General features: G+C 34.0%; 25 protein-coding genes and 1 tRNA gene. 10 read left to right on the top strand and 16 right to left on the bottom strand.

Going from position 1 to position 26,449, the window contains the following annotated elements:
- The first annotated feature begins 214 nt into the window (after positions 1-214).
- Both C8P67_RS12035 and C8P67_RS12030 read left to right on the top strand, forming a co-directional pair.
- Complete coding sequence (locus C8P67_RS12035) at positions 215-1,624, top strand: C40 family peptidase (protein WP_115813428.1); 1,410 nt, start codon at positions 215-217, stop codon at positions 1,622-1,624.
- Positions 1,625-1,770: 146 nt separating this feature from the next.
- Complete coding sequence (locus C8P67_RS12030; RefSeq protein WP_115813427.1) at positions 1,771-3,180, top strand: APC family permease; 1,410 nt, start codon at positions 1,771-1,773, stop codon at positions 3,178-3,180.
- Between the two features lie 163 nt (positions 3,181-3,343).
- On the opposite strand, the gene ald is transcribed toward C8P67_RS12030, so the two are convergent.
- On the bottom strand, positions 3,344-4,468 hold the full coding sequence (gene ald, locus C8P67_RS12025; RefSeq protein WP_115813426.1) for an alanine dehydrogenase: 1,125 nt from the start codon (positions 4,466-4,468) through the stop codon (positions 3,344-3,346).
- Positions 4,469-4,679: 211 nt separating this feature from the next.
- On the opposite strand from ald, the gene C8P67_RS12020 reads away from it, so the two are divergent.
- On the top strand, positions 4,680-5,138 hold the full coding sequence (locus C8P67_RS12020; RefSeq protein WP_115813425.1) for an Lrp/AsnC family transcriptional regulator: 459 nt from the start codon (positions 4,680-4,682) through the stop codon (positions 5,136-5,138).
- Positions 5,139-5,191: 53 nt separating this feature from the next.
- Here C8P67_RS12020 and C8P67_RS12015 read toward each other — a convergent pair whose 3' ends face one another.
- From C8P67_RS12015 to C8P67_RS12000, 4 genes are all read right to left on the bottom strand, one after another.
- Positions 5,192-5,581 carry a DUF1801 domain-containing protein gene (locus C8P67_RS12015; RefSeq protein WP_115813424.1) on the bottom strand — a complete coding sequence of 130 codons (390 nt, stop codon included), beginning with the start codon at positions 5,579-5,581 and terminating at the stop codon, positions 5,192-5,194.
- Between the two features lie 94 nt (positions 5,582-5,675).
- Entirely contained in the window at positions 5,676-6,275 is a 600-nt protein-coding gene (locus C8P67_RS12010; RefSeq protein WP_115813557.1) for an NAD(P)H-dependent oxidoreductase, read from the bottom strand.
- 212 nt (positions 6,276-6,487) lie between these two features.
- Entirely contained in the window at positions 6,488-7,936 is a 1,449-nt protein-coding gene (locus tag C8P67_RS12005) for a glyceraldehyde-3-phosphate dehydrogenase (protein ID WP_115813423.1), read from the bottom strand.
- Between the two features lie 188 nt (positions 7,937-8,124).
- A complete protein-coding gene (locus C8P67_RS12000; RefSeq protein WP_115813422.1) occupies positions 8,125-9,525 on the bottom strand; it encodes a trypsin-like peptidase domain-containing protein in 1,401 nt (466 codons plus the stop codon).
- A 140-nt stretch (positions 9,526-9,665) separates the two neighbouring features.
- On the opposite strand from C8P67_RS12000, the gene dapF reads away from it, so the two are divergent.
- The 4 genes from dapF (at position 9,666) to C8P67_RS11980 (ending at position 13,253) form a co-directional block, all read left to right on the top strand.
- Positions 9,666-10,445 carry a diaminopimelate epimerase gene (dapF, locus tag C8P67_RS11995; RefSeq protein ID WP_115813421.1) on the top strand — a complete coding sequence of 260 codons (780 nt, stop codon included), beginning with the start codon at positions 9,666-9,668 and terminating at the stop codon, positions 10,443-10,445.
- A gap of 97 nt (positions 10,446-10,542) precedes the next feature.
- Entirely contained in the window at positions 10,543-11,085 is a 543-nt protein-coding gene (locus tag C8P67_RS11990; protein WP_115813420.1) for a GNAT family N-acetyltransferase, read from the top strand.
- Positions 11,086-11,115: 30 nt separating this feature from the next.
- Positions 11,116-12,156 (top strand): endolytic transglycosylase MltG, encoded by a 1,041-nt coding sequence (mltG, locus tag C8P67_RS11985; RefSeq protein ID WP_115813419.1) that lies wholly within the window; start codon positions 11,116-11,118, stop codon positions 12,154-12,156.
- 461 nt (positions 12,157-12,617) lie between these two features.
- Positions 12,618-13,253 (top strand): peptidoglycan-binding protein LysM, encoded by a 636-nt coding sequence (locus tag C8P67_RS11980; RefSeq protein ID WP_115813418.1) that lies wholly within the window; start codon positions 12,618-12,620, stop codon positions 13,251-13,253.
- A 59-nt stretch (positions 13,254-13,312) separates the two neighbouring features.
- Here the strand turns inward: C8P67_RS11980 and C8P67_RS11975 are convergent, their stop codons facing one another.
- From C8P67_RS11975 to C8P67_RS11950, 6 genes are all read right to left on the bottom strand, one after another.
- A complete protein-coding gene (locus C8P67_RS11975; RefSeq protein ID WP_115813417.1) occupies positions 13,313-13,867 on the bottom strand; it encodes a hypothetical protein in 555 nt (184 codons plus the stop codon).
- A 489-nt stretch (positions 13,868-14,356) separates the two neighbouring features.
- Positions 14,357-16,483 (bottom strand): methylmalonyl-CoA mutase, encoded by a 2,127-nt coding sequence (scpA, locus tag C8P67_RS11970; RefSeq protein WP_115813416.1) that lies wholly within the window; start codon positions 16,481-16,483, stop codon positions 14,357-14,359.
- 75 nt (positions 16,484-16,558) lie between these two features.
- Positions 16,559-17,923, bottom strand: a complete 1,365-nt coding sequence (locus tag C8P67_RS11965) for a methylmalonyl-CoA mutase subunit beta (RefSeq protein WP_115813415.1) — start codon at positions 17,921-17,923, stop codon at positions 16,559-16,561.
- Positions 17,924-17,957: 34 nt separating this feature from the next.
- Positions 17,958-18,281, bottom strand: coding sequence for an FtsB family cell division protein (locus C8P67_RS11960; RefSeq protein ID WP_115813414.1), 324 nt, complete (start codon positions 18,279-18,281; stop codon positions 17,958-17,960).
- Between the two features lie 113 nt (positions 18,282-18,394).
- The gene (gene udk, locus C8P67_RS11955; RefSeq protein WP_115813413.1) at positions 18,395-19,003 is read right to left on the bottom strand and encodes a uridine kinase; all 609 of its coding nucleotides are present in this window, start codon (positions 19,001-19,003) and stop codon (positions 18,395-18,397) included.
- A 148-nt stretch (positions 19,004-19,151) separates the two neighbouring features.
- Positions 19,152-19,226, bottom strand: a tRNA-Pro gene (locus C8P67_RS11950).
- A 148-nt stretch (positions 19,227-19,374) separates the two neighbouring features.
- Here C8P67_RS11950 and trxB point away from each other — a divergent pair.
- Positions 19,375-20,322 (top strand): thioredoxin-disulfide reductase, encoded by a 948-nt coding sequence (trxB, locus tag C8P67_RS11945; protein ID WP_115813412.1) that lies wholly within the window; start codon positions 19,375-19,377, stop codon positions 20,320-20,322.
- Between the two features lie 70 nt (positions 20,323-20,392).
- Here the strand turns inward: trxB and C8P67_RS11940 are convergent, their stop codons facing one another.
- From C8P67_RS11940 to C8P67_RS11920, 5 genes are all read right to left on the bottom strand, one after another.
- Positions 20,393-21,226, bottom strand: a complete 834-nt coding sequence (locus C8P67_RS11940; RefSeq protein ID WP_115813411.1) for a GIN domain-containing protein — start codon at positions 21,224-21,226, stop codon at positions 20,393-20,395.
- Positions 21,227-21,309: 83 nt separating this feature from the next.
- Positions 21,310-22,050, bottom strand: coding sequence for a head GIN domain-containing protein (locus C8P67_RS11935; RefSeq protein ID WP_115813410.1), 741 nt, complete (start codon positions 22,048-22,050; stop codon positions 21,310-21,312).
- A 41-nt stretch (positions 22,051-22,091) separates the two neighbouring features.
- Complete coding sequence (locus C8P67_RS11930) at positions 22,092-23,822, bottom strand: PspC domain-containing protein (RefSeq protein WP_115813409.1); 1,731 nt, start codon at positions 23,820-23,822, stop codon at positions 22,092-22,094.
- A gap of 5 nt (positions 23,823-23,827) precedes the next feature.
- Positions 23,828-24,157 (bottom strand): PadR family transcriptional regulator, encoded by a 330-nt coding sequence (locus tag C8P67_RS11925; protein WP_115813408.1) that lies wholly within the window; start codon positions 24,155-24,157, stop codon positions 23,828-23,830.
- Between the two features lie 102 nt (positions 24,158-24,259).
- Positions 24,260-24,715, bottom strand: a complete 456-nt coding sequence (locus C8P67_RS11920) for a DUF4870 domain-containing protein (RefSeq protein WP_115813407.1) — start codon at positions 24,713-24,715, stop codon at positions 24,260-24,262.
- Positions 24,716-25,051: 336 nt separating this feature from the next.
- Here C8P67_RS11920 and C8P67_RS11915 point away from each other — a divergent pair, with 336 nt between their 5' ends.
- Together C8P67_RS11915 and C8P67_RS11910 are read left to right on the top strand one after the other, a co-directional pair.
- Positions 25,052-25,504: a DUF4442 domain-containing protein gene (locus tag C8P67_RS11915; RefSeq protein ID WP_115813406.1), complete on the top strand. Its 453-nt coding sequence runs from the start codon at positions 25,052-25,054 to the stop codon at positions 25,502-25,504.
- Between the two features lie 318 nt (positions 25,505-25,822).
- The gene (locus tag C8P67_RS11910; protein WP_115813405.1) at positions 25,823-26,398 is read left to right on the top strand and encodes a nucleotide exchange factor GrpE; all 576 of its coding nucleotides are present in this window, start codon (positions 25,823-25,825) and stop codon (positions 26,396-26,398) included.
- Positions 26,399-26,449: the final 51 nt, after the last annotated feature.

Here is a 26,449-nt window from a genome sequence, read left to right as displayed (position 1 = left end):
AAAACTTGAATAACAGTAATGTTTATTTTGATGAAGATAGTGACTAAGATTTTTTTTAAATTTTAGCTGTGCTTTAGCTTTCAAATTTACTTAAAAACTTATATTTGTAATTCTTGAAAAAAATGTGGTTTTTCGAGGTGAAAATTTAATAAAATAATAATTCATCTATTTAATACGTTTGTATTGATAATAATAGGACGAAAATCAAAAAATAATGAGGTGTTTGAGAGTAATTGTTTTAGCAGTTTTTTTGTGTAGTATTAGTGTCTTTTCTCAGGATAATAACATCAAGCACAGTATTGTAAAAGGAGAAACAATTTCTAGTATTGCTCAAAAATATAATGTTTCGATTGCCTCAATTTATAAGCTGAATCCTAAAGCTAAAAAGACTTTACAGCTGAATCAGGTTTTGTTAATTCCAAATTCTGAATCAAAAAAAACAAATGATCTGACAGTTTCTGATTCTGAAAAGACCACTCAGATTGATCACCAGGTATTACCAAAAGAAACACTGTACGGCATTACAAAACAATATAAAACAACTGCCGAATTACTTTATAAAGCCAATCCAAATTTAGAGACTGAAGGATTGAAAATAGGGCAGACCATTAGTATTCCATCAAATCTATCCAAGAAAGAAATAGCTGATTTGTCTAATCCAAAGTTAGAAGAAACTGTTGAAAAGGCTGAGCCTTTAACTCATGAAGTGAAACCAAAAGAATCTTTGTATGCAATTGCAAAGGAATATGGTATAACCTTGAAAGAACTGCAAAATGCCAATCCTAAAATAGGAAAGAAGGGCTTAAGTCTAGGGCAGATAATTATGATTCCGAGTAACGGAAAATTAACATCAAAAGAGTTAGCTGTAAAAGAAACTAAATCTGAAACAGAAACACTTCCGGCTGCAGTGGCTGAAAAAAAAGAAATTATTCCTGCTGAAGACAAAAATAAAGAGAAGAATATAGTTGAAGATTCTCAAGTTCCAACTTCTGAAATTATCCATGAAGTTTTGACTAAAGAAACTAAATACGGAATTGCAAAAAAATATGGTATAACCGTAGCGTCATTAGAAAAACAGAATCCAGCGATTAAACAAAAATTAGAGGTTGGTGCGAAATTGAGTATTCAAGTTCCTAATAACGCTATTGAGAATCAAATAAAAAAAGAAGATGGAGCTGCTTTAAGTCAGATTGAAAAACAAGCTGACACTACAACTACAGGATTGACTATTGCTAATGAAGATTTGATTGCTCAAATCATTCAGTCAGCATCAGATAAGATAGGAACCAGATATAGAAGCGGAGGGACTACAACTGCTGGATTTGATTGTTCTGGTTTTATGTATTCTACTTTTGGCGCATTTGACATAAAACTGCCAAGATCATCTATTGAACAATCTGCTATTGGTGAAAAAATTGATGATGTAAATGCACAGAAAGGAGATTTGATTTTCTTTAAAACTAATGGAAGACGACACATCAATCATGTCGGAATGGTGATTGAAGTGGCTGCCGATGAAATAAAATTTATTCATTCTTCGACACATTCTGGAGTTATTATTTCATCAACTAAAGAGCCTTACTATCACCGGAATTTTGCTCAAGTAAACCGAGTGATTAAATAATTCTTGATAATAAAATTTAGAACTGACTCTTAAGGAAACTTAAGAGTTTTTGTTTTTATAAAACTATGGTTTGTACAAAAAGACGATCATGAGCCATTTTCAAAAAAAAGTATATCTTTAGCCAACCAAAAAAATAAACCAACAATATGGAAGAAAACAAACCAGGAGAATTTAAAAGAGAACTCGGATTATTAGACGGAACTATGCTTGTTGTAGGATCGATGATAGGTTCTGGGATATTTATTGTAAGTGCAGATATCGCAAGACAAGTTGGATCTGCGGGCTGGTTAATACTTATATGGCTTATTTCGGGCTTAATAACAATGATAGCGGCAGTTAGTTACGGGGAATTGAGTGCCATGTTTCCTAATGCTGGAGGGCAGTATGTTTACCTAAAAGAAGCTTATAATAAACTAATCGCGTTTTTGTACGGCTGGAGTTTTTTTGCTGTAATTCAAACTGGAACTATAGCTGCAGTAGGTGTTGGGTTTTCCAAATTTGCTGCTTATTTATATCCGCCTTTGAGTGATGAAAATATTTTGTATGAGCTGGGAGATTTTAAACTAAATGCGGCACAAATCGTTTCCATAATTACGATTGTCTTGTTGACGTACATTAATAGCCGTGGAGTGAAGAACAGTAAAATTCTTCAGACCGTTTTGACGATAATTAAAATTTTATCACTGTTTGGATTAATTGTCTTTGGATTTATTTTAGCTGCTAAAGCGGATATTTGGAATGCCAATTGGACGGATGCTTGGGGTTCAAAAGCCTTTGATACTGACAGTGGATCGTGGAGTTCTATTGGCGGGACTGCATTGCTGACAGGAATTTCAGCAGCAATGGTAGGTTCTTTGTTTTCCAGTGATGCTTGGGTTGGAGTGACTTTTATTGCAGGAGAAATTAAAAACCCAAAACGCAATGTAGGTTTGAGTTTGTTTCTTGGAACTTTTATTGTGACAATCATTTATATTCTGACCAACTTAATGTATCTGGCTGTAATCCCGATGCAGGAAATTGCAACAGCAAAATCTGATAGAGTAGCGGTTGTTGCTTCTCAATATACTTTTGGGGACATGGGAACCATTATCATTGCCTTGATGATTATGATTTCAACTTTTGCCTGCAATAACGGATTGATTATGGCTGGAGCGAGAGTGTATTACACAATGGCTAAAGATGGTTTGTTTTTAAAGAAAGCAGCTTCCCTAAATAGTGCGAGCGTACCTGCTTGGGCTTTGTGGGTGCAGTGCGTATGGGCATCGGCATTGTGTTTGACAGGGAAATATGGTGATTTGCTGGATTTTGTAATCATCATCGTTTTGATTTTTTACATACTTACCATTTATGGAATTTTTATCCTTAGAAAAAAAATGCCTGAAGCGGAAAGACCATATAAAGCTTTTGGATATCCATTTTTACCGCTTGTATATATAGTTGTTGCTATTGCAATTTGTATCGGATTACTGCTTACTAAATTTTCTACCTGTGGATGGGGAGTATTGATTATGCTGACAGGTATTCCAGTGTATTATTTGACTAAACGTAAGGAATAGTATTCAGAACTCAGATTTCAATTTGAAACCTATAATTTTAAAATATTTCTAAATGATAAATCCGTCTCATAATCGAGACGGATTTTTTGTTTCTTGATAAAAACAGAAAACCCATTTTGAAGGACAAAACGGGTTTTTCTAGTGTAGTAAGCACTTATTAATATTAACAAACTGCGTTTTCTAATACTAACTCTTTATTAAAAGGAAGGTTCCAAGCTTCGGCAACTCCTTTGTACAGGATTTTTCCATTGGCAATGTTTAGTCCTTTTTTTAGTTCTTCGTTTTCGGCACAGGCTTTTTGCCATCCTTTGTTTGCCAATTGTAAAGCATATGGCAAGGTAGCATTGGTAAGCGCTAAAGTAGAAGTATATGGAACTGCGCCCGGCATATTTGCTACGCAGTAATGTACAATATCGTCAATAATGAAAGTTGGGTTTTCGTGAGTGGTAGGAGAACAGGTTTCAATACAGCCTCCTTGATCCACTGCTACATCAACAAGAACGGTTCCAGGACGCATAGATTTCAGCATGTCGCGTTTAATCAGATGTGGCGCTTTTGCACCTGGGATTAATACAGCTCCGATGATTAAGTCAGTATCTGTAATTGCTTTTTTGATATTATAACTATTAGACATTATAGTCGTAACATTGGCAGGCATAATATCATCTAATTGACGTAAACGAGGTAAGCTCACATCCATAATAGTAACTTGAGCTCCTAAACCTGCAGCCATCTTTGCAGCTTGAGTTCCTACGATACCGCCACCAAGTACTAATACTTTTGCAGGAGGAACACCAGGAACACCGCCAAGAAGAATTCCTCTTCCTTTTAATGGTTTTTCTAAATATTTTGCACCTTCCTGAATTGACATACGGCCCGCAACTTCAGACATTGGAACTAATAATGGTAAACTGCGGTCTGTTTTTTCAACTGTTTCATAGGCAAGACAAACTGCCTGACGCTCAATCATGGCATGAGTTAATGGCTCTGATGATGCAAAGTGGAAGTATGTGAAAAGTAATTGATCTTTTTTGATAAGAGGATATTCTGAAGCGATTGGTTCTTTTACTTTGATAATCATTTCAGCGATTGCATATACATCTTCAATTGCTGGTAAAACAACAGCACCGGCAGCAGTATATTCTTCATCGGCAAAACCGCTTCCTTCGCCTGCAGTTGTCTGAACATAAACGCTATGGCCATTATTTATCATTTCAGCAACACCTGCTGGAGTTAGGGCAACTCGATTTTCATTATTCTTAATTTCTTTAGGAACACCGATTATCATAACGTATGTTTTAAGTGGTTGATTTAATATTACATTACAAATTTAGGGGATAAAGAAAATTTTTGTTTTATGAATGTTAAAATAAGAAAATATTATTTTTATTTAGTATTTTAGCATGAAATAATTCTTTATTTGATATTTTTTCGAATATTAAAAAGAAAATTTATCGGATTATTTTGTTATAAATCAATTTATAAAACTTGTTTTTGTTATGATTTTAGATGAAAATGACAGAAAAATACTTCGCCTCCTGCAGGAAGATGCACATTTGACATTAAAAGATATTTCGAATCAAATAAATCTTTCGCTCACTCCGGTTCATGACAGAGTTAAACGCCTTGAAAAAGAGGGAGTTATTGAGCGTTATGTTTCTATTTTGAATAAGAAAAAATTAGGCAAAAACCTCACTGTTTATTGTCAGGTGACTTTGGTGAAGCAGACTTTTGATATTTCGGATAGTTTTAATCGTGCAATATTGGATCTGCCCGAGGTTGTGGAATGTAATTTTGTTTCGGGCAGTTTTGATTATATGCTTAAAATTGTACTGCCAGATATGGAAAGTTATCATCATTTTCATCAGATGAAATTATCCATTTTACCCGAAGTATCTTTGATAAACAGTTTTTTTATTATTTCAGAAGTGAAAAGTACGACAGTTTTGCCTATCTAAGAAGTTTTATAGAAATGAAGCCTGAATTTTTGAGAAGAATTTTTAAGCTAATTTTATTTTAATCGTTCAAGCTGGCCTTTACGTTTTACAATGTTTTTATAATCCCATTGGATTTCTCGCGATTTTTTTATCCAGCGTGACAAATCGTCTAAATTGATTTGATCAGGAGATGTATACCGAATATCTGCAGCTTTAAATTTTCCTTCTTTTTGAAGTTTTTCTTCTTCAAAAGTATCACCGCTCCAAAATAACAGCCGTAAACTGTCTTTGAGTCTGCCATAGCCAACAATTGGATTTCCGTCAATAAACCAAACCGGAATTGCATGCCAGATTTTGTTTTCCGCTTCAGTTAGTTCGCTGTCAATAGCAGTTGCAAGCAAGTCGCAAATTGCTTTGTCAGCTTCAGTTTGTTTGTCGTTATATGCTTGTATTTCTGAATTCATTTCTTGTCTGTCAAAATTAGATTGTACTAAACGAAGTTAATAAAAATAGTAATTCAATTAATAGACAATAGATTTCTATTTGATAGTTAGGTATTTATGTGAAATGCATTTTTATTTTAGCAGCTAATGCTTCGATTTTTATTTTATGATCATGTCTTATATCTTCATTGTTTAAAGTTGTTCCGCCTAGTATAATCATTTCTTTATGTTCAAATCTTTTCCCTAGTCTGTCGTCAAGCATAATTGTTTTCATACTTTGAGCAATTTCTATTTCTTCTAAAAACTCATTTGGATGTCCAGCTGTGCAGACAGCAAGACCATATTTAATAGTTTTCATTTTCGGTAGGTCTGGTTTCTGGCCATAGGCGTAACCAACAGAATACACTCTGTCAAACCATCCTTTTAACTTTGCAGGACAGTCACTCCACCAAACGGGATAGAGAAAAATGATACAATCTGCCCATTCTATTTTTCTGTGTTCGGTAAGAATATCTTCTGAAATTGGTAAATCTGTTTTGGCAAATCCTTCTCTTTCGTATTCTTGGCTTGTCATATCACTTTGAAAATTCATTGCATACAAATCTGAAATTTCAACATTCCAATTTTGATCTATAAATGTTTGTTTCATTATATCAAGAATTTGAAACGTGTATGACTTTTCACTTGGATGACAGTAAATAATTAAAATATTCATTTTAAGTAAGTTTTCTGGCTGTTTGTTTTCTTTCAAATATATGTAAAAGAATTTATGTGTGAATGTGATAAGGTTTGTGAATAGTTATAATAATGAAAAAACCGCCAAGCTGCTGGAGCAAGGCGGTTTTAGATATTCAGGCTGGGGCAATTTATTATCTAAAAAACTAAAATTAACACTAAAAGAGCATTTCCCAGCCTGTAAATTTAATGCTAGTAATATGTAAAGCGTCTTACTTTGGCAATGTATTTTGCAAGACGGATGACTTGGTGGCTGTAGCCGTATTCGTTATCGTACCAAATGTATAGCACTATGTTTTTGCCGTCTTTCGAAACGATTGTTGCATTGCTGTCATAAATGGAAGGCGCCGACGTTCCAACAATATCTGAAGAGACTAATTCATTGTTTAACGAATATTTTATTTGTTCCACCAATTCTCCTTCTAAAGCATATTTTTTCATAATAGCGTTGATGGCTTCGACAGATGTTTCAGTATTTACTTCAAGATTTAGGACTACCAGCGAACCGTTTGGTACTGGAACGCGAATAGCGTTGGAAGTTAATTTGCCTTCCAGTGATGGTAAGGCTTTGGCAACAGCCGTGCCTGCACCAGTTTCGGTGATTACCATATTTAAAGATGCAGCTCTTCCACGGCGGTATTTTTTGTGCATGTTATCGACCAGATTTTGATCATTAGTGTAAGCGTGAATAGTTTCCAAATGTCCTTTGATAACTCCCAAAGTATCTTCAATCGCTTTTAAAATTGGAGTGATAGCATTGGTCGTGCAGGAAGCAGCGGAGAAAATGTCAATTTCATCTGGATTGTATTCATTTTGGTTAACACCATGAACGATATTTGGAACTCCTTTTCCAGGTGCAGTAAGCAATACTTTGTCAGTTCCTTTGGAAACTAAATGACGGCTCAAAGCTTCTTTGGTTGTAAAAGCTCCAGTATTGTCAATCACAAGTGCACTGTCAATTCCGTAGTGAGTATAGTCGATTTCTTCGGGAGTATTTGCGGTAATAATGTGAACTGTGGTGCCGTTGATAATTAACGCATTGTTGGCAGGATCGGCAATAACTGATCCTTGAAAATCTCCGTGGATGGAATCGTAACGCAATAGAGAAGCTCTTTTCTCTAAACTGTCTGCATCGTTTTTGTCTCTCGTTACAATCGCTCGCAGGCGCATTTGCTCTCCTTTGCCGGTTCTGGACATTAGTTCGCGTGCCAACAGGCGTCCGATACGTCCAAAACCATAAAGGACAACATCTTTTGGTTTTATTTCTTTGGTTAATTTGGCTTTTTTTAATTTGTGTAAAACGAAATGTCTCACATCTGGGTGTTTTTCGTCTTCCAATCGGTATTCGTAAGTTAATTTACCAATGTCTAATTTCGAAGGCGGTAAATCTAAGCTAAAGATGACATTGGCAATTTCAACCGAGTCGGAAACTGAAATTGGCTTACCTATAAATTTTGCGGCGTATTCGTGCAGGTTTATAATTTCGCTTACATTTCGGTCGATTAACTGATTGCGGAACAAAACCAGTTCAATTGATTTGTCGTACCATAAATCGCTGATGATTTTAATTAGCTCTACACCTGAACGTCTTCTGTCGGCTTGTAACGAAACCTCTTTTTCGTATAAATCCATGTTATTCATGTTGAAAATTTTGTATTTGCTTAGTTTGTTTTTTGTAACAAAAACAATAATTATTGTTGTAATAATTTAAAATTTGACGCAAAAATAATTATTTCAATCGATTTCGTAACTTTTTTTTTTCTTTTTTTTAAATAAAAAAGCCAGCATGCAAATTGCAGGCTGGCTTTAAATTTAGTGTTTTTAACTTTTTAGATAATGATTCGCATCACTTCGCCATTTTTATTTATCATTTCAATACGGATGCTTTGTTTTTCGTCCTTATTGTTCAAAATTTTAGAAACGGTTTCCACATTGGTTGCCTTAACATTGTCAATACTCAAAATGATGTTTCCGACAAGTTCATCGCTGTATTGAGCCAAATTTTCATTGGTGATTGATTTAATTTTCACACCGTAATCGATTTTGAATTTCTTTTTGTCGGCAGTATCAATGTTTCCAAGTTCGATTCCTTTAAATTCAGTATTGAAGCTTTCGTTTTTACTCAAAACAACCGGCACAACCATATTTTTACCGTTTCGAATAATAGTTACCTGTACTTTGTCATTTGGCCTTTTTGTGTTTACATAACCTGAAAGATCGGCAAAAGTAGCAATGTCCTGATTGTCTAATTTGATAATTATATCGCCTTTTTGTAGATTGGCTTTCTCGGCTCCCGAATTTTTAGATATTCTATTAATATAGAAACCTTGTGTTTGTGTAACACCCAATTCTTTGGAAGCAGTTCCGTTTAGTTCACCGCCTTCAACACCAAGGATTCCTCTTTGTACGTTACCAAACTCCATAATATCCTCGATAATTTTTCGGGCATTATTAGAAGGGATGGCAAATGAATATCCAACATACGAACCTGTCATTGACGAAATCATAGTATTGATTCCTATTAATTCTCCCTTGGTGTTTACCAATGCGCCGCCGCTATTTCCTGGATTTACTGCTGCATCAGTTTGTATGAAGGATTGAATGCCTCTGGTGTCTAAATTTCGGGCTTTAGCCGAAACAATTCCTGCTGTTACCGTTGAGGTTAAGTTATATGGATTTCCAACTGCCAGTACCCATTCACCCACTTTTACCGAATCGGAATTTGCAAATACGGAATACGGTAATTTTTCATCGGCATCGATTTTAAGTAAAGCAATGTCCATTTTTGAATCGGTTCCGATGAGTTTTGCCTTGTATGATTTCTTGTTGTTCAGCGTGATTTCAATATCCGAAGCATCTTTTACAACGTGATTGTTTGTTACGATGTATCCGTCTTCAGAAATAATAACTCCGGAACCAGTACCAACTTGTTCCTGTTGCTGCTGTCCGCCGTAACCGTAAAAATATTCCATTATTGGATTGGAAATGGTTCTGACAGACACGTTTTTTACGTGTACTACAGAGTGAATCGTTTTGTCTGCGGCTACTGTAAAATCAATATTTTCGGCACCTAATCCAACTTGCCTGTTATAAGATTCAGGAGCAAGAGTTGTAATTCCCTGTTTGTTTGAAGAAAAATAACCATTGCTGTCAAATAATAATTTGTATGCGCCAAGAGTTGTTGCGCCACTCAACAAGGATACCAAGAATAAATTTGAAATTTGTTTCATTTTGCTTTTCGTTTTTATTAGTTATTTAATTACGAATTTATGGCAATTTTTTTTTCGCACAATATGGTTTAACGCTCTTTAACAATGATTAACAATTCATTAATAGTTTGTACTTTTGTGAGACTAAAATTGAAATAAAAATGCAGTTAGAATTCTATAAATATCAAGGTGCTGGAAACGATTTTGTTATGATTGACAATCGTTCTGGTTTTTTTCCAAAAGACAATACACAATTGGTTGCTCATTTGTGTGACAGACGTTTTGGAATAGGAGGGGACGGACTTATTTTGTTAGAAAATGACTCTGAAACTGATTTCAAAATGGTGTATTACAACTCAGATGGAAATCAAAGTTCAATGTGCGGTAACGGCGGACGCTGTTTGGTGGCTTTCGCCAAAGATTTGAATATGATTGAAAATGCCACTACTTTCATCGCAACAGACGGTCTGCACCATGCTTCATTTGAGGATAAATTGGTTTCATTACAAATGATCGATGTTCCGTCGATAGATATCAAAGCCGATTATTCGTTCCTGAACACCGGTTCTCCGCATCATGTACAAATGGTAGATGATTTAGAACATTACAATGTAAAAGATAATGGTGCAGCGATCCGTTACGGTGAATTATATGGCACAGCAGGAAGTAATATCAATTTTGTAAAAAAGATAGATGATACTACTTTCAGGCTCCGCACTTATGAAAGAGGCGTTGAAGATGAAACTTTGGCTTGCGGAACAGGTGCTACAGCAGTTGCTATCGCCATGAATGCTACAGGACAAACCGAAGCTACTTCTATTAATGTAAATGTAGAAGGAGGAAAATTAGTGGTTTCATTTGATAAAAATCAAGATGGTTTTTCAAATGTTTTCTTAAAAGGACCAGCCGAATTTGTGTTTAAAGGAACTATTGCTATTTAATTACGAATTGAAAATTGCGAATTACGGATTATGGTAATTCTAATTTTGTAATTTAAGTTCAATGCAAATCGTAATTTCACATTCGTAATTTATTATAATGAAAACATTAAAAGGCGATACTATTTACATTCGGGCACTTGAACCCAATGATCTGGAGTTTATTTATGCGATAGAAAACGATCAAAGAATTTGGGAAGTGAGTAACACACATACGCCTTACAGCCGGTTTTTGGTAAAACAGTATTTGGAAAATGCACATCAGGATATTTATGAAGCCAAACAGTTAAGATTGGCAATATGTCAGGATGAAGATTTTCCAGCTTTGGGATTAATTGATCTTTTTGATTTTGATCCAAAGAATAACAGAGCTGGTGTAGGGATTGTAATTCAGGATAATGCAAATCGAAATCAGAATATTGGTTCTGAAGCTTTGGACTTGCTTATTCACTACTCTTTTTATAATCTTAATCTGCATCAATTATATGCAAATATTGGATGCGAAAATGAAGCTAGTATTGCACTTTTTACTAAATTTGGTTTTGAAAAAATTGGCGTAAAGAAAGATTGGACTTTAGTAAATGGAGTTTACAAGGATGAAGCCATTTTTCAATTAATTAATAATAACAAGGGCGACAACTAAGTGGCGCTGTAATTTTAAAATTTTTATATTTTGAATCAAAAAAAAATAATTTCACTAGTTGCAGTTGCAATAATATCAGGCTTAATCGTTTATGGGGCTGTTTTGATGTATCAGGTTTTTAGCGGTAACACAAAATTTGAAGAGAATGAGGTATATGTGTACGTGCCAACTGACTCGGATTATGAGCAAGTAAAGAAAATTATTAGTCCTTACGTAAAAAACATTGAGCGTTTTGAAATGGTTGCCAATAAGGCAAGTTATCCTGAAAATGTAAAACCTGGACGTTTTTTATTCAAAAAAGGAATGAGCAGTTATGATTTGGTCAAAGCGATGAGACATAACGATCCAGTAAATTTGGCTTTCAACAATCAGGAACGGTTGGAAGATTTGGCAGGACGCGTTGGTTCCCAATTAGAACCGGACAGTTTGGAATTATTGAATACGTTTAAAGATACCGTCTTTTTGAAAGAAAACGGATTTAACGAAGAAAACGTTTTTGTAATGTTTATTCCAAATACCTATGAATTTTACTGGAATACTTCGGCAGTGAAGTTTCGTGATAAAATGATTAAGGAATATAATAATTTTTGGAACAAGGAAAGAACTGCAAAAGCTGAAGCCCAAGGTCTGACACCAATTCAAGCAACAATATTGGCTTCGATAGTACATAAAGAATCAGTTAAGAAAGATGAAAGACCTAGAATCGCAGGTGTTTATTTGAACCGATTGAAATTGGAAATGCCATTGCAGGCTGATCCAACAGTGATTTTTGCGATGAAAAAGAAGTCGAATGATTTTAATCAAGTAATAAAAAGAGTTTTTTATAATGATTTAGTTATGAAGCATCCTTATAACACCTATGTGAATATCGGTCTTCCTCCGGGGCCAATTGCGATGCCTGATATTACGGCTCTTGAAGCAGTTTTAAATCCTGAAAAAAATAATTATATCTATTTCTGTGCCAGCGTTGACCGTTTTGGATATCATGAATTTGCGGCTACTTTGGCAGAGCATAATGTTAATGCCAAAAAATATTCAGACTGGATTATTAGTCAAGGCGTACAGCGTTAGTTTTATAACTGAAATTGTTTAATTTAAATAAAGCTTCAAAATTGTTGATGACAGTTTTGAAGCTTTTTTGTTTTTACTATTTTTTGAATATAATGAACAGCTATCCTTGTGATCCTGTCTAAAAAAACAGCTTTAATAATTGAAAATTCTTGCTTTTTCAGCTAAAACGTTATCGTGAAATCAGAATTTAGTACTATTTTGTGTCTAATTTTATGTTTTCACGACGTTTTTACATTTTTTAAGCAGGAATAAACTCATATAAATCTATCTGTTTTTTGATGTTTTAATCCTTTTTTTGAAATTTTGTTAACAGCAGAACGTCCGCAGACCTAGTTACTTACGGGGTTTTTATAAGAGCGGTTGATAAGTTTAAAAGGTTGATTTTCAGCTTTATTTTTTTAAGTCGTATCTTTGGGCATAGAAATTTCAATAACGTGACAGGTTTTGAAGAAAACTACTTTATGATAAAAAAATGGTATTTTTACACAACTTTAATTGTTGTAGTAGCTTTTTTAAGCTTAGGTTTTAAACCATCCAAATTAGAATCTACCCCATGGTTTCTAATTAACGAATCAGATGATACATCCTACTTGCTACCATCATTAAATGTGACTGATTATACCAATTCTGAAATTCCATATACCGGAACTTTCTTTATTGGATATAAAGAAGCAATCGCCTTCAAAGAGTCACAGGGAAAATACAGAAAAATTAATTCTCTCGGTTATTTAGGAAAATACCAATTTGGTGTTGAAACTTTAAAAACTATCGGTATTCACGATAGCGCAGCATTCCTTAATAGTCCCAAAATGCAAGAAAAAGCTTTTATTGCTTTGCTATCAAAAAACAAATGGGAACTTAGAAACGTTATTGAAAGATATGAAGGAACCGTTTTAAACGGAACTCGCATAACTGAGTCTGGAATTCTGGCAGCTGCACACCTTGCTGGTGTGGGTTCTGTTAAAAAGTATTTCAGATATAAAGGCAAGCGGCTTTTTAAAGATGCCTATGGTACTTCGTTAAAAAGCTACATGCTACGATTTGGAGGTTATGATACTTCCTTTATCGTTGCAGACAGCAATGCAAGCGTTGAGTAGATTTTCAGATTTTATTAAGGGGCGGTTTAAAAATTTATTTTAAACCGCCCCTTAATTTTTTACATTTTTGCAATTGCTGCATTGTTCTTAGAAAGTATATCACCTTTAGGGTTTACTTTTAATTTAAGAACTTCATTGTCTTTTTTAAGTTTTAAACTGTATTCTTTTTGTGTAATATCTCCATTTTCCTGTGTATAAAGATATTTGTCATTGACAATTTGCCATCCAGGATATGCTTTGTAAACGGAATAAATAACAGGAAGAGGAAGCTGTGTGTTAGTATACTTTTCAACTACACTGGTTAGTTTTCCCTTAACATCATAAGTGGCTGTCAAAATTCCTTTTTCTCCTTCAAGAATAACGAGATAGCTGTCAAAACCTTCATAGTCTTTGCCTAAATTATAGGCAACAAATTCACTCTGGAGTTTCCTAACACTTGGGTCTGGATTTCTATCTGGCAGATAATAATAAAAATCTTTTCCTGCATTTTTGATAACAATTTCCGGGAGATCTACTGTGTTGATAGTACCTTCATTGTTGCTGTCATAGATTTCACTTTGCGAATATATGGGGGAGTATATTCCCAAGAAGAGGGTAATTATAAGTGTTTTCATAATACTTTTAATTAAAATTATATTTGAAAATTGTATTCCAAAACAAATAGTAAGGCTTCTTTAGTATTACTTCCCCTTTTTGTTATTTTATTTGCTTTAATACGCTTTAAAATTAATTCAATTATAAAGTACTGATTGTTAATTGTTTACTTTAGTTGTGTTAATTTGTAAAGGCCTTTTATTCAGATTGTTACTTCTAATTATTGCAATAAATGCAGTGCACCCCAAAATATATACATAATAACCAAAAGCAGTCTTTTTTTTGAATTACTATGTGAGAAAGAATTAGGCGAGCTTATCTTTTGATTGCTCAAATTATTTTAGGTATTTATGATTTTACATCTTATAGCAAAGGGAGAATTAAAACAACTTTTTTTTATTTTAATGGAATGAAGCTGTAAATCTGTTTGTTTTCCTTATTTTTTTAGTGCTTTAGCATAAATATAAAATTGTAAAAAGTTTGTTTCAGCTAACATCTGGATAATATAATTAATCAATCAGAATTTCTAATATTTGGATAGCGGCTTCACTAATTTTTGTTCCAGGACCAAAAACAGCTACAGCACCTGCGTCAAATAAAAACTGGTAATCCTGAGCTGGGATTACTCCTCCAACGATAATCATAATGTCTTCTCGTCCATGTTTTTTTAATTCTTCTATTACTTGCGGTACCAATGTTTTATGTCCAGCTGCCAGTGAGGATACGCCAAGGATATGCACATCGTTTTCAACGGCTTGTTTGGCTGCTTCTGCAGGAGTTTGAAATAATGGGCCAATATCGACATCAAAGCCTACATCGGCATAGCCAGTTGCAACTACTTTGGCTCCGCGATCATGCCCGTCCTGTCCCATTTTTGCAATCATTATTCTTGGACGGCGCCCTTCTTGTTTGGCAAACTCGTCAGCTAGCTGTTTTGCTTTTTCAAAACTTTTGTCATCTTTCATTTCTTTACTGTATACACCGCTAAAAGATTTAATCTGTGCTTTATATCTTCCAAAAACTGTTTCTAATGAATTGCTGATTTCTCCCAATGTACAGCGATTTCTAGCAGCTTCAACCGCAATTTCCAAGAGATTTCCCTGGCCAGTTTGTGCACAGCTGGTTAATTTTTGCAATGAAGCTTGAACTTTGCTTGAATCTCTGAATGCTTTTATTCTGCTTAATTGTTCTAATTGCTGCTGGCGTACCATTTGATTGTCTACATCTAGAATCTGTAATGGATCTTCTTTTTCTAATCGGTATTTGTTAACGCCAACAATAATATCCTGTCCGCTGTCTATTCTGGCTTGTTTGCGGGCAGCAGCTTCTTCAATTCGGATTTTAGGGATGCCGGTTTCAATAGCTTTGGTCATTCCGCCTAATTCTTCCACTTCTTCAATGAGTTTCCATGCTTTTTCTACAATTTCATTAGTTAAGCTTTCAACATAGTAACTTCCTGCCCAAGGATCCACTGTTTTGGTAATTTTGGTTTCTTCCTGCAGATAGATTTGGGTGTTTCTGGCTATTCGAGCAGAGAAGTCGGTAGGTAAAGCTATTGCTTCGTCCAGAGCATTGGTATGTAAAGACTGTGTTCCTCCAAAAACTGCGGCTGTCGCTTCTATACAGGTGCGGGCTACATTATTGAATGGATCTTGTTCTGTTAAACTCCAGCCGGATGTTTGACAATGGGTTCTAAGTGCCAATGATTTTTCATCTTTAGGATTGAACTGTTTTAGCAGTTTTGCCCAAATCATCCTTCCTGCTCTCATTTTGGCAATTTCCATGAAATGATTCATGCCGATGGCCCAGAAAAAGGACAAGCGTGGAGCAAAATCATCTATTTTCATTCCTGTTGCCAATCCTGTTCTAATATATTCCAGCCCATCGGCAAGTGTGTAAGCCAATTCAATATCAGCGGTAGCTCCAGCTTCCTGCATATGATATCCCGAGATGGAAATAGAATTGAATTTTGGCATTTTATCGCTTGCGAACTCAAATATATCTGCAATAATTTTCATGGAAGGAGCTGGCGGGTAGATATAAGTATTACGTACCATAAATTCTTTCAGGATATCATTTTGAATGGTACCCGAGAGCTGTTCTGGTTTAACGCCTTGTTCTTCGGCAGCAATAATATAAAAAGCCATAATTGGCAGTACAGCACCATTCATCGTCATGGAAACCGACATTTCATTTAGCGGAATCTGATCAAACAATATTTTCATGTCTTCAACAGAGTCTATAGCTACTCCTGCTTTTCCAACATCGCCCACTACACGTTCATGATCAGAATCGTATCCTCTATGTGTTGGCAGATCAAAAGCGATAGAAAGTCCTTTTTGTCCTGCAGCGAGATTTCTTCTGTAAAAAGCATTGCTTTCCTGCGCCGTAGAAAATCCTGCATATTGACGGATTGTCCAAGGTTTTCGTACATACATTGAAGCATATGGACCGCGTAAATTGGGCGCAAAACCAGCCGCAAAATCAAGATGTACGTGAGTTTCTATATCTTTTTGAGAATAGGTTGTATGAATTTCAATTCCTTCGGCCGTGAGAAAGCTTTCAGAAGGCTGTTTATCTTCTGCCTGCTGGAAATTTTCTTTGAGTGATATATGCTGTAAATCTTTTCTTTTCATTTTTTTAGCCGTTAATCCTTTTGGTTTAAACCAAATTGATTCTGTTGTTTTACTAAAGATTGGGCTGGATGCTGATTACTCTTCCGAAAGCCTTTCCTGTTCCAATTTTTCTGCCAATCGTTTTTCAATAATCGGTGTAATCAGTGTTTTTCGGGGTTTGATTTTTACAAAAGGAAACAATTCTAGATCGTGTTTCATTTTGTCATTCTTGTTAGGATATTTGTTGGTACCCACTAATGTTTCTTTGCCGGAATCAAAAAGTGCTTGTTCTGCATCAGCACTTTCCTGTATTTTTTTTTTGATAACGCCTTCATTCAGGAGCTTTAAAAAACCGCCTTTAGCTTCAATATCTTTAAATAATAACAATGCTTTTTCTGCTAATTGATTAGTTAAGCTTTCGATATAATAACTGCCGTCCGCAGGATTATTCACTTTGTCAAAATAACTTTCATTTTTTAAAATGAGCAATTGATTTCTGGCAATTCTGTCGCCAAATTCATTGTCCTTGTGATATAATGAATCATAAGGCAAATTTGCAACTGCATCAGCTCCGCCAAGAACTGCACTCATGCATTCGGTCGTTGTGCGAAGCATATTGACGTTATAATCGTAAATGGTCTTGTTGCGTTTTGTTGGTGTAACCAATAAATGACAATCTAAATCGTGATTATATTCTTTAGCTATGCTTTTGAAAAGAATTCGAAAAGCACGCAGTTTTGCAATTTCAAAGAAATAATTGGCTCCTACTGAAATTTGAAATATAATAGGTTTGTTTATGGCGTCAATTCTGTTGAAATATTCATTAGCATGTGCAAGACTATAAGCGATTTGCTGTATCATATTTGCTCCCGCATTTTGATATAAACCACTGTTAATACTTATTAATGAAAGCGATGCAGTTTCTTTGGCAAGAATATTTAGTGTCTCAAAATTATTTTTTTCTTCTGAAGTGTACCAATTTCCATCTTTTGACAATTGTCCTATCGGGTCTAATAGACAAAAAATAGCGGCATTTTTTTCTTTTGCAATTATATTAATCTTTTTAACGAAATCGATTGAAATGAATTGGAAATGAAAGTAAACAGTAATGTTTTCTAAAGGAACTTTTTCCAATAGTTTTGTAATATTTATATTTTCTGCAGGAATGGTAAAACGCAGGCTTTCGGCACCGCGATTAATAGAGTCTAAAGCCTTAGCAATAGATTTGTCAAGATCAAAAACGAATATATTCTGGCAGATTTTGAACTGGGAAGCTTTTGTAGAAATATCTTGTTTTTTAGCAAGATCTTCTTTGTCATAAAATGGCTTTACTTTGATATCTTCTGGAGAATTCCAGATTAAAGTTTCATTATAATCGGCTCCGTTGAGTTCAAATTGAATTTTTTGTTTCCAGAGCTTTGCTGAAACTGGGCTGAAATCGTCGAATAAATTTTTTGCCATTTTTAATTATAATTAAATTTTAAATCAGATAAGATTATTTTTTCTTAACTGTGTCGCCGTGAAATTGGATGATAAAAATATCTTCACTGTCTTTTTTCATGTAATATTTTTCACGGGCGTATTTCTCTATTAGCAGAGGATTTTTCAGCTGTTTGATATTTTCTTCATCTTTTTTAATTTCCCCTTGATAATAAGCAGCGTTATCTTCCAAATCATTTATCTGCTTGTCCAAAAAACGATGCTCAAAGTAAGAATAATTATCCAGAAAAACCATCCAGATTAAAAATGATAACGAGACCCAAACGTACTTGTTACTGAAAAATTTAAACCAATAGCTGTTTTTAAATGGGTTCTTCATTGGGTTTTTTGCCTAGTTTTAAAAGAAAAGTGAAACTTTGTTTAGGATAACTTTGGCTTTAAATCACTAAAGATTTTTTCCTTTTTTTATCCTGCAATAAAATTACAACAAAATTATAAGATACGCTGATTAATTACAGCACGAACCACATCTATGGCTACGGTATTGAATCTGTCGTTTGGGATTATGATATCGGCAAAGGCTTTAGTAGGCTCAATAAACTGCTCATGCATTGGTTTTAGAGTAGTCTGATAACGATTTAAAACTTCATTCATATCCCTTCCGCGTTCTGCAATGTCTCTTTTTAAACGTCGAATTAAGCGTTCATCAGAGTCAGCGTGTACATAAATTTTGATGTCAAAAAGTTTTCTCAAATCAGGATTTGTCAGGATTAAAATACCTTCTACAATCATGACTTTTCGCGGGTGCGTAATAACAACATCATCAGTCCTGTTATGCTGTACAAAAGAATATACCGGCTGATTAATAACGTTTCCTGCCTTTAATTCTTTTAAATGCTCTACCAATAAGTCAAAATCAATAGCTCTGGGATGATCAAAATTAATATTAGAACGATCTTCATAACTTAAATCATGAGTCTCTTTATAATAAGAATCCTGAGAAATAATCCCTACTTCAGCTTCAGGAAGCTCATTCATGATTTGATGTACTACTGTCGTTTTTCCAGACCCGGTTCCTCCTGCGATTCCTATGATGAGCATAATAAATGATTTGTTTAAAGTGCAAAAATAGAAATAAATATATTGATATAGGAATTAGTTTTTAGCTGTTAGTTTTGATTTTTAGATGCTGATTGCTTTTGTGAATTTTTTGCACAAAAAAAGCCGAACATTGCTGTTCAGCTTTTTGTCGGGGTGGCAGGATTCGAACCTGCGGCCTCCTGCTCCCAAAGCAGGCGCGATAACCGAGCTACGCTACACCCCGTAAATCGAGTGCAAATATAAGGTTTATTTCTGCTTTTCAAAGTAAAATTATAAAATAATTAAAATTTATTTCGGTATCGATTTTTTGGATTTATTAAGGTGTGAATTTTTTATAATAAAGATTACATTTGTACCTCAAAATAAAAATTATGTCAGATACAATCGAAAAAATAAAATGTCTTATTATAGGTTCTGGACCTGCTGGTTATACAGCTGCTATTTATGCTGCCAGAGCCAACATGAATCCAGTATTATACCAGGGAATGCAGCCTGGGGGTCAATTAACTACAACTAATGAGGTAGAGAATTTCCCAGGTTATGTTGATGGAGTTACTGGTCCGGAAATGATGGTGCAATTGCAGCAGCAGGCAGAGCGTTTTGGCGCAGATATTCGTGACGGATGGGCTACAAAAGTTGATTTCTCAGGAGATATTCATAAAGTCTGGATTAATGATAAAATTGAACTGCATTGCGATACTGTAATTATTTCAACTGGAGCATCGGCTAAATATTTAGGTTTAGATTCTGAGCAGCATTATTTAAAAATGGGCGGAGGCGTTTCGGCTTGTGCGGTTTGCGACGGATTTTTCTATAGAAATCAAGAAGTAGTTATCGTTGGAGCAGGGGATTCAGCTTGTGAGGAAGCGCATTATTTGTCCAAATTATGTTCGAAAGTAACAATGCTTGTCCGCAGTGATAAATTTAGAGCTTCTAAAATTATGGAAGAACGTGTCCGCAAAACTGAAAATATTTCTATTTTGATGAACCACGATACAGTTGAAATTTTAGGAGATGGCAATGTAGTAACTGGCGTGAAAGCTAAAAACAAAACAACTGGTGATATTTTTGATATTCCTGCTACTGGTTTCTTTGCTGCTATTGGTCATAAACCAAATACCGATATTTTCGCAGATTTCCTTACTCTTGATGAAACAGGTTATATCATAAATACTCCGGGAACTTCAAAAACGAATGTTGAAGGAGTATTTGTAGCAGGAGATGCTGCAGATCATGTATATCGTCAGGCAATTACTGCTGCAGGTACAGGTTGTATGGCGGCTCTTGATGCTGAAAGATATTTGGCGGCAAAGCATTAAAACCTTGTCTGATATAAAAAAAGTTCCAATTTTTTAAGTTGGAACTTTTTTTATGAGTAAAAGTTATAGTTTACTTAGCTTTTTTTATTAATTGGGCTTCTCCTAAAAATTTGCGTACTTCAATCTTTGGCGCTCCCAATAAATATATTTTGGACGAACTATTAGCATCTATTATTAGGCTTGTATCGGCCATCAAATTGCAAATTGCGGAGCCATCTGTCGTTACATCAGCATTATTTATTGTAAAACGTACTCCGGTAAATTCGCTGTCATTATCTAGGCGTATTACTGCATTCGTACTTTCTCCTTCAATATTGGCAGTAGATTTTTGATACATATCAAACGTAAGATTTGTGGCAGCAATCAAAGCTTTGATTTGAGAGTTTTTGCTTAATTGTATTTTAGCTTTTTCGGCCTTTAAATTTAATTCAGTTTTAGTTTTATCATCTGTAATCAAACTGAAGTTTTTTGAATTTACATTCAAATATAATTTGGCATAATCTAATGATTTAAAGGTAATGTCATCTAGTATAATTACTTCTAGAGCATTTACAATAGAGGCATTTTTAGCTGTAACTGATTTTAAATCATTTGTGTATTTGATTTTTACAACCAATTTTTTATAACCGCTGATTTCTTTAGAGGTATAAATACGCAGTGCTTTTTCTTTGATGTCAAAAGTGATGGCTTCATGAAGATTGTCATCCGATTCGATTTTAATTTCATTTTTTTCTCCTTTTTCCAAGAAAACAGTTAGGTTGTCTTCAATTTCCAAAGCAGTAAATTCTCCAATTTCTTTTGGTTTCTCAACTACTGTTTTTGATCCTTTTATTTTTTCTTTATTTTGACCAATAGCCAGGGTTGTCGTTAATAGGAATAAAACAACAAGATGTGAATATTTCATTTTATACGTTTTGGGTTGGATACAAATATAAAAAAATCACCCATTTTTGATGAGTGATTTTTTTGAAATTTAATATTGATGATTTACTGCTGATTAATACTGCCTCCTGAGTTTTCTTCTTTTTGAATCGATTTAGGAGTTTTGCTGTAAGAAATATTTCCTCCGCTCGAGGCTTCAGCTTTCAGACTTACAATAGGCGATACAGATATTGATGAACCGCTTGAAGCATCAGCTGTTGCTTCATTTGTTAATAATTCACTGGCATCTAAAACTGACCCGCTTGAAGCAGATGTTTCTATGCGTATAGCTTTTCCTTTAATGTTTTGGTTACTGGCGCTGCTGCTGGACAATTGAATATTTTCATATTCTACTGTGGCATTAATAGATCCAGCACTAGATGAAACTAAATTTAAGCGGCTTCCTTTTAGTGTATTGCTGCTATTAATTGTTGAAGCTGATGACGCTTCGAGTCCTTCAATAACCGGCATTTTTACAGTTATTTTTTTGGAAGCTACGTTAATGAAATTTCCTGATTTACATGCGATAACTAAAACGCCATTCTCTATTTTTGTTGTGATTTCTTTTTGTAAATTATCATCGGCTTCTACAATTATTTCTGTTTTGTCCGATTGCTCTATAACTAAGTCTAGTGCATTGCTTATTTCTACATTTTTAAAATCTCCGGTAACGGTTCTTTTTTCAGTTGTAACATGACCGCTTCCTTTGATAGAGCGTAAATCACTGATTTGATTGCAAGACCCAAAAAATAGCGCTATCAATGTTATTGCAATGAATTTGGTGATTAATGTGATTACTTTTATCATGGCTATTGGTTTTATTTTGATTGAATTACTTTTATTACAGTTTATTCTGTTTTGATGATGATGCCATCTTTATTGATTTTCAATTCCTTGAAATTCTTTTTGGTTTTAACAACTGAATCACTTTCGATAGTAACACCATTTTCATTAATTGTTATGTTGCTTTCATTTTCATTTTCGTCGTTGTCATTGTAATCACTTTCATCGTCAGGGCAATTTGTACATTTTATTTTGTCCTCTTCGACTCTAAAAACGTCTTTTGCTGATTCTGGATGCCATAAAAAGTAATCACCATCAGTTTCATCATAATGTGCTGCAGATTCATCTAATTTTAGAAGTGTTCCTAGTGGCAAAAACAAAGTGATTTCTATTTCCTGATCACGGAATTTGTTTTTCAGATCTGTTATTAAATAATTGTCAAAAATTAATTGACGGCCTTCAACTTTATAACTGTATCTGATAGCATCAGCTCTATTTTTGGCTTCAGACAATGATCTGCCTTTTGCTTCTTTTTCAATTTGAATATAAGCATATTTTTCATCAGATTTTTGAATTCTGATACTTACATCATTAGAATAAATGATATCATTGTTCAATGAATCTTTGGTGATCATGAATTCATGACGGTCATCTACATTTTTAGCAAAATAATCATTATGCTTGAATTTTACTAAAAGCGTATCTGCTGGTTTAAAATTAATTGTTTCTTTTAGAACTGTTCTTCCATTTACAGCAAATGCTGAAGCTTGTTTAATACCAATTGAGATAGCAATTGAAACAGCAATTAACCAAAGCGCAAGCAAAGTGTATTTTACAATATTCCCAACTGATTTCATATTAGGAGCTAATAATTTGAAGCCCAATAAAGTCATGAAAAAGAACGGAATACCTACAGCAAGGAACATCAATAAACCAAAAGACCAGATTGGATAATCGGTAAAATTACCAGCTTCGACAAAACTCTGCCAAGGAAAATCCATAGAAACACTTGTTCCCAAAGTAAATACTCCAATGAATAGCAGTACCAGCACAGTCAGACCTCCCATGATCAGAATTATTCCTAAAAATTTAGCAAAGATTTTGAAAACTGTCATTATGAAATCACTGAAAGAGTTTCCCAATTTCTCAGCTCCTGTTTTTATTTGGTTGCCATATTTGTCGTAATCACCATTTTTAAATTTACCAGAAACATTTTCAAATTCCTCACGAACTTTTTTTTCGATGTTTGAAATGGTGACAGGCTCTCCGGTCATTTCAAGTTTTTCAGAAGTTGTTACCGCTTCAGGCATTACAATCCAAAGAATGATATAAGCCAAAACTCCCGTACCCCATGCTAAAACTAATACCAAAAGAAAGATGCGAAGCCATACTTTGTCTATTCCAAAATAGTGTCCAAGGCCTGCCAAAACTCCTCCAACCATTCCGTTATCTTTGTCACGGTATAGTTTTCTGGTACCGCTGGGTGCTGTATAATTATTGTAATTATTATTGCTGTTATTAGTAGAATCTTCTTCGATGATGTAATCTTCAGGCTGTCCCATCACAGCGATAACTTCATCAACTTCTCTAAGTGTAACAACGTGTTTCTCTGTTTTTTGTTTTTCGGTCAATAATTCCGAAACTCTCATTTCGATATCCTTAATGATTTCTTCTTGCCCTGATGATTTTGACAGTGAACGTTTTATAGCGTCAAAATAGCGTGTTAATTTTTGGTATGCATCTTCGTCAATATGGAAGAACATTCCACCTAGGTTTATATTTACAGTTTTGTTCATGACTATTATTTTTGGTTGGTTATTAAGTTTACAGCATTCGACAATTCCGTCCAAGTGCCATCCAGTTCTCTTAAAAAGGTTTGTCCAATTTCGGTCAAACCATAATATTTTCGGGGCGGTCCTGATGTAGATTCTTCCCAACGATAGTTGAGCAATCCGTCATTTTTTAATCGAGTTAATAACGGATAGATGGTTCCCTCTACGACCAATAATTTAGCGTCTTTTAAGGTATCTAATATTTCTGAAGTATAAGCGTCTTTTTCTTTTAGTACGGATAAGATACAAAACTCAAGAACACCTTTACGCATCTGGGCTTTTGTGTTTTCAATGTTCATAATTTTTAAATTTGAGTTGATTTGATGAGTTGATTAATTTGTTCATTTTTTGATTGATGATTGATGATTATTTTTAGTTGCGGTATTTTAAAATTCAAAAAGTTATTTAAGAAAAGGAATCGTTAAAGGATAATTATATTTTTCACCGTTTGATGCTTTTACCGAAGCATGAATTATTAAAAAAAACTCAGCTACTTTGATGCAGGCAAACCCGAAGAGTGCTAAAGCTCCTATTGTTAGCAGCCCGATGCTGTTTCCGTAATCGAAATTTTCAAAAATAATATCTTCATGGTATACCAGTTCGCTGAAAGATATGTTTTTCAAAACAGTGTATAGAAGTATAGGGATAGTAATCATTGCCAAAACTAAGCTGTACACTAAAATGCTCAATTGAAAATTTAATACCTGTTTTCCATTATGGTCTACAAACTCTGATTCGTCTTTTTTGGATGTCCAAAGAATAATTGGAAATATGTAATTCCCAAACGGGATAATATATTGGCTAAATGTACTTAAGTGTGTAAATGCAGCAATTTTTTTTTCGTTTGAAGTTTCCATGATTTGATTTTGTTTTTTGATTGATGATTGATTTCGGAAATCGCTAAATCATTTACCTAGTAATTTCTTATGCAAATATATGTCTAAAGGAGAGTATCTTGTATCACATAGTAGTATATATTAACAAAATATTAACAAAATTATGATTTATGAAAGTAAATACATCTATTTTGAAGGTAGATAATGCATGAAGCTGTTTTTTAAAGATCACTATACATTTAAATTCAGGTCATCTTAGCAGGCTTATATTTTATAGGGACGCAACCAAAGCTTTATTATTTGAATTTTAATATGTACGCATAGTATTTTTTGTATTTTAGCAAAAAAATGACACTTATGAAATTAACGGTATCAAAATTGAATCGCTTTATATTTTTCAAATTGCCTGCAGCATTTATTTGTGGAATACGTGTAAAATCTATTGATAAAGACCAATGTGTAGTAACAGTAAAACATAGATGGATCAATCAAAATCCGTTTAATTCAATGTATTTCGCTGTACAGGCAATGGCAGCAGAGATGACAACTGGTGCTATGGTGATTGATAAGATTCAAAGCAGCGGTAAAAAAATATCAATGCTTGTTGCCAATAATAAATCAAATTATTCAAAAAAAGCGACAGGCAGAATTACTTTTGTCTGCAAAGATGGAAACTTAATTGAAGAAGCTGTTCAAAAAACGATAACTAATGGTGAAGGCCAGACGTTTTGGATGAAATCTATTGGAACTAATGAAGACGGAGTTCAGGTTTCTGAAATGGATTTTGAATGGAGCGTCCGATTGAAATAATCTCAATATTGTAAATAAAAAAAAGCTTCGTTATCTTAAAACGAAGCTTTTTTGATATAAGGCATGGTGAATTAATAATTATGAATAGAAACAACCTTAAATTCTAATTTATGTGAGTTGTATCCTTTGGGGCTAGAATATAAATCTGTTCCAAATTTAGGTAAACTATATCGTAATAGTCTTAAAATTATATTAATTTTTTGAATCAAAAATCATTTAGTTTTGCGAATGATTTTTTATTTTTTAAAAAAGTGTGACAATTTGACATTTTTCAAGTTTTGGCAGTACTTTTGCAATCAAACATTAACGAATAAAATTATGTTTAAGAATTTTTTTAAAAATAAAAGTAATATGACTACAGAAAATACAGAATTCGATCAAGAAATAGATGACGTGACATTAGAAAATAATGCAAATGGTGAGCAAATTATTATTGAAGAATTAAGTGTTGAAGAGCAGTTGGCTCAGGACTTAGCGAAAGAAAAAGATAAGTTTTTGAGATTATTTGCTGAATTTGAAAATTACAAAAGACGTACTACTAAAGAAAGAATTGAATTGTTTAAAACAGCTAATCAGGAAGTTTTGCTTTCTATGCTGCCAGTTTTAGATGATTTTGACAGAGCAATAATTGAAATCAGCAAATCTGAAGATGAATTGCTGGCTAAAGGTGTTGAATTAATTCATGAAAAATTAAAAAGCACATTGGTAACTAAAGGTTTAGAGCTTGTTGATGTAAAAGCTGGAGATGCATTTAATGCAGATTTTGCTGAGGCAATCACTCAGATACCAGCTCCTTCAGATGATATGAAAGGAAAAATTGTAGATGTTCTTGAGAAAGGTTACAAACTAGGAGACAAAATTATTCGTTTTCCAAAAGTGGTTATTGGTGGTTAAGTTCCAATTAATTAGGTGTTTAGGTTTTTAAATTTGGAATTACTTTAAATT

Source organism: Flavobacterium aquicola (assembly GCF_003385115.1).
GTDB lineage: Bacteria > Bacteroidota > Bacteroidia > Flavobacteriales > Flavobacteriaceae > Flavobacterium > Flavobacterium aquicola.
The sequence above is the reverse complement of the archived record's forward strand: the minus strand, read 5'-3'. Positions and strand labels throughout refer to the sequence as shown.

Excerpts from the sequence above, each read along its gene's own strand:
- C8P67_RS12035 (WP_115813428.1), top strand. The coding sequence starts at position 215 with ATGAGGTGTTTGAGAGTAATTGTTTTAGCAGTTTTTTTGTGTAGTATT.
- C8P67_RS12030 (WP_115813427.1), top strand. The coding sequence starts at position 1,771 with ATGGAAGAAAACAAACCAGGAGAATTTAAAAGAGAACTCGGATTATTA.
- ald (WP_115813426.1), bottom strand. The coding sequence starts at position 4,468 with ATGATAATCGGTGTTCCTAAAGAAATTAAGAATAATGAAAATCGAGTT.
- C8P67_RS12020 (WP_115813425.1), top strand. The coding sequence starts at position 4,680 with ATGATTTTAGATGAAAATGACAGAAAAATACTTCGCCTCCTGCAGGAA.
- C8P67_RS12015 (WP_115813424.1), bottom strand. The coding sequence starts at position 5,581 with ATGAATTCAGAAATACAAGCATATAACGACAAACAAACTGAAGCTGAC.
- C8P67_RS12010 (WP_115813557.1), bottom strand. The coding sequence starts at position 6,275 with ATGAATATTTTAATTATTTACTGTCATCCAAGTGAAAAGTCATACACG.
- C8P67_RS12005 (WP_115813423.1), bottom strand. The coding sequence starts at position 7,936 with ATGAATAACATGGATTTATACGAAAAAGAGGTTTCGTTACAAGCCGAC.
- C8P67_RS12000 (WP_115813422.1), bottom strand. The coding sequence starts at position 9,525 with ATGAAACAAATTTCAAATTTATTCTTGGTATCCTTGTTGAGTGGCGCA.
- dapF (WP_115813421.1), top strand. The coding sequence starts at position 9,666 with ATGCAGTTAGAATTCTATAAATATCAAGGTGCTGGAAACGATTTTGTT.
- C8P67_RS11990 (WP_115813420.1), top strand. The coding sequence starts at position 10,543 with ATGAAAACATTAAAAGGCGATACTATTTACATTCGGGCACTTGAACCC.
- C8P67_RS11980 (WP_115813418.1), top strand. The coding sequence starts at position 12,618 with ATGATAAAAAAATGGTATTTTTACACAACTTTAATTGTTGTAGTAGCT.
- C8P67_RS11975 (WP_115813417.1), bottom strand. The coding sequence starts at position 13,867 with ATGAAAACACTTATAATTACCCTCTTCTTGGGAATATACTCCCCCATA.
- scpA (WP_115813416.1), bottom strand. The coding sequence starts at position 16,483 with ATGAAAAGAAAAGATTTACAGCATATATCACTCAAAGAAAATTTCCAG.
- C8P67_RS11965 (WP_115813415.1), bottom strand. The coding sequence starts at position 17,923 with ATGGCAAAAAATTTATTCGACGATTTCAGCCCAGTTTCAGCAAAGCTC.
- C8P67_RS11960 (WP_115813414.1), bottom strand. The coding sequence starts at position 18,281 with ATGAAGAACCCATTTAAAAACAGCTATTGGTTTAAATTTTTCAGTAAC.
- udk (WP_115813413.1), bottom strand. The coding sequence starts at position 19,003 with ATGCTCATCATAGGAATCGCAGGAGGAACCGGGTCTGGAAAAACGACA.
- trxB (WP_115813412.1), top strand. The coding sequence starts at position 19,375 with ATGTCAGATACAATCGAAAAAATAAAATGTCTTATTATAGGTTCTGGA.
- C8P67_RS11940 (WP_115813411.1), bottom strand. The coding sequence starts at position 21,226 with ATGAAATATTCACATCTTGTTGTTTTATTCCTATTAACGACAACCCTG.
- C8P67_RS11935 (WP_115813410.1), bottom strand. The coding sequence starts at position 22,050 with ATGATAAAAGTAATCACATTAATCACCAAATTCATTGCAATAACATTG.
- C8P67_RS11930 (WP_115813409.1), bottom strand. The coding sequence starts at position 23,822 with ATGAACAAAACTGTAAATATAAACCTAGGTGGAATGTTCTTCCATATT.
- C8P67_RS11925 (WP_115813408.1), bottom strand. The coding sequence starts at position 24,157 with ATGAACATTGAAAACACAAAAGCCCAGATGCGTAAAGGTGTTCTTGAG.
- C8P67_RS11920 (WP_115813407.1), bottom strand. The coding sequence starts at position 24,715 with ATGGAAACTTCAAACGAAAAAAAAATTGCTGCATTTACACACTTAAGT.
- C8P67_RS11915 (WP_115813406.1), top strand. The coding sequence starts at position 25,052 with ATGAAATTAACGGTATCAAAATTGAATCGCTTTATATTTTTCAAATTG.
- C8P67_RS11910 (WP_115813405.1), top strand. The coding sequence starts at position 25,823 with ATGTTTAAGAATTTTTTTAAAAATAAAAGTAATATGACTACAGAAAAT.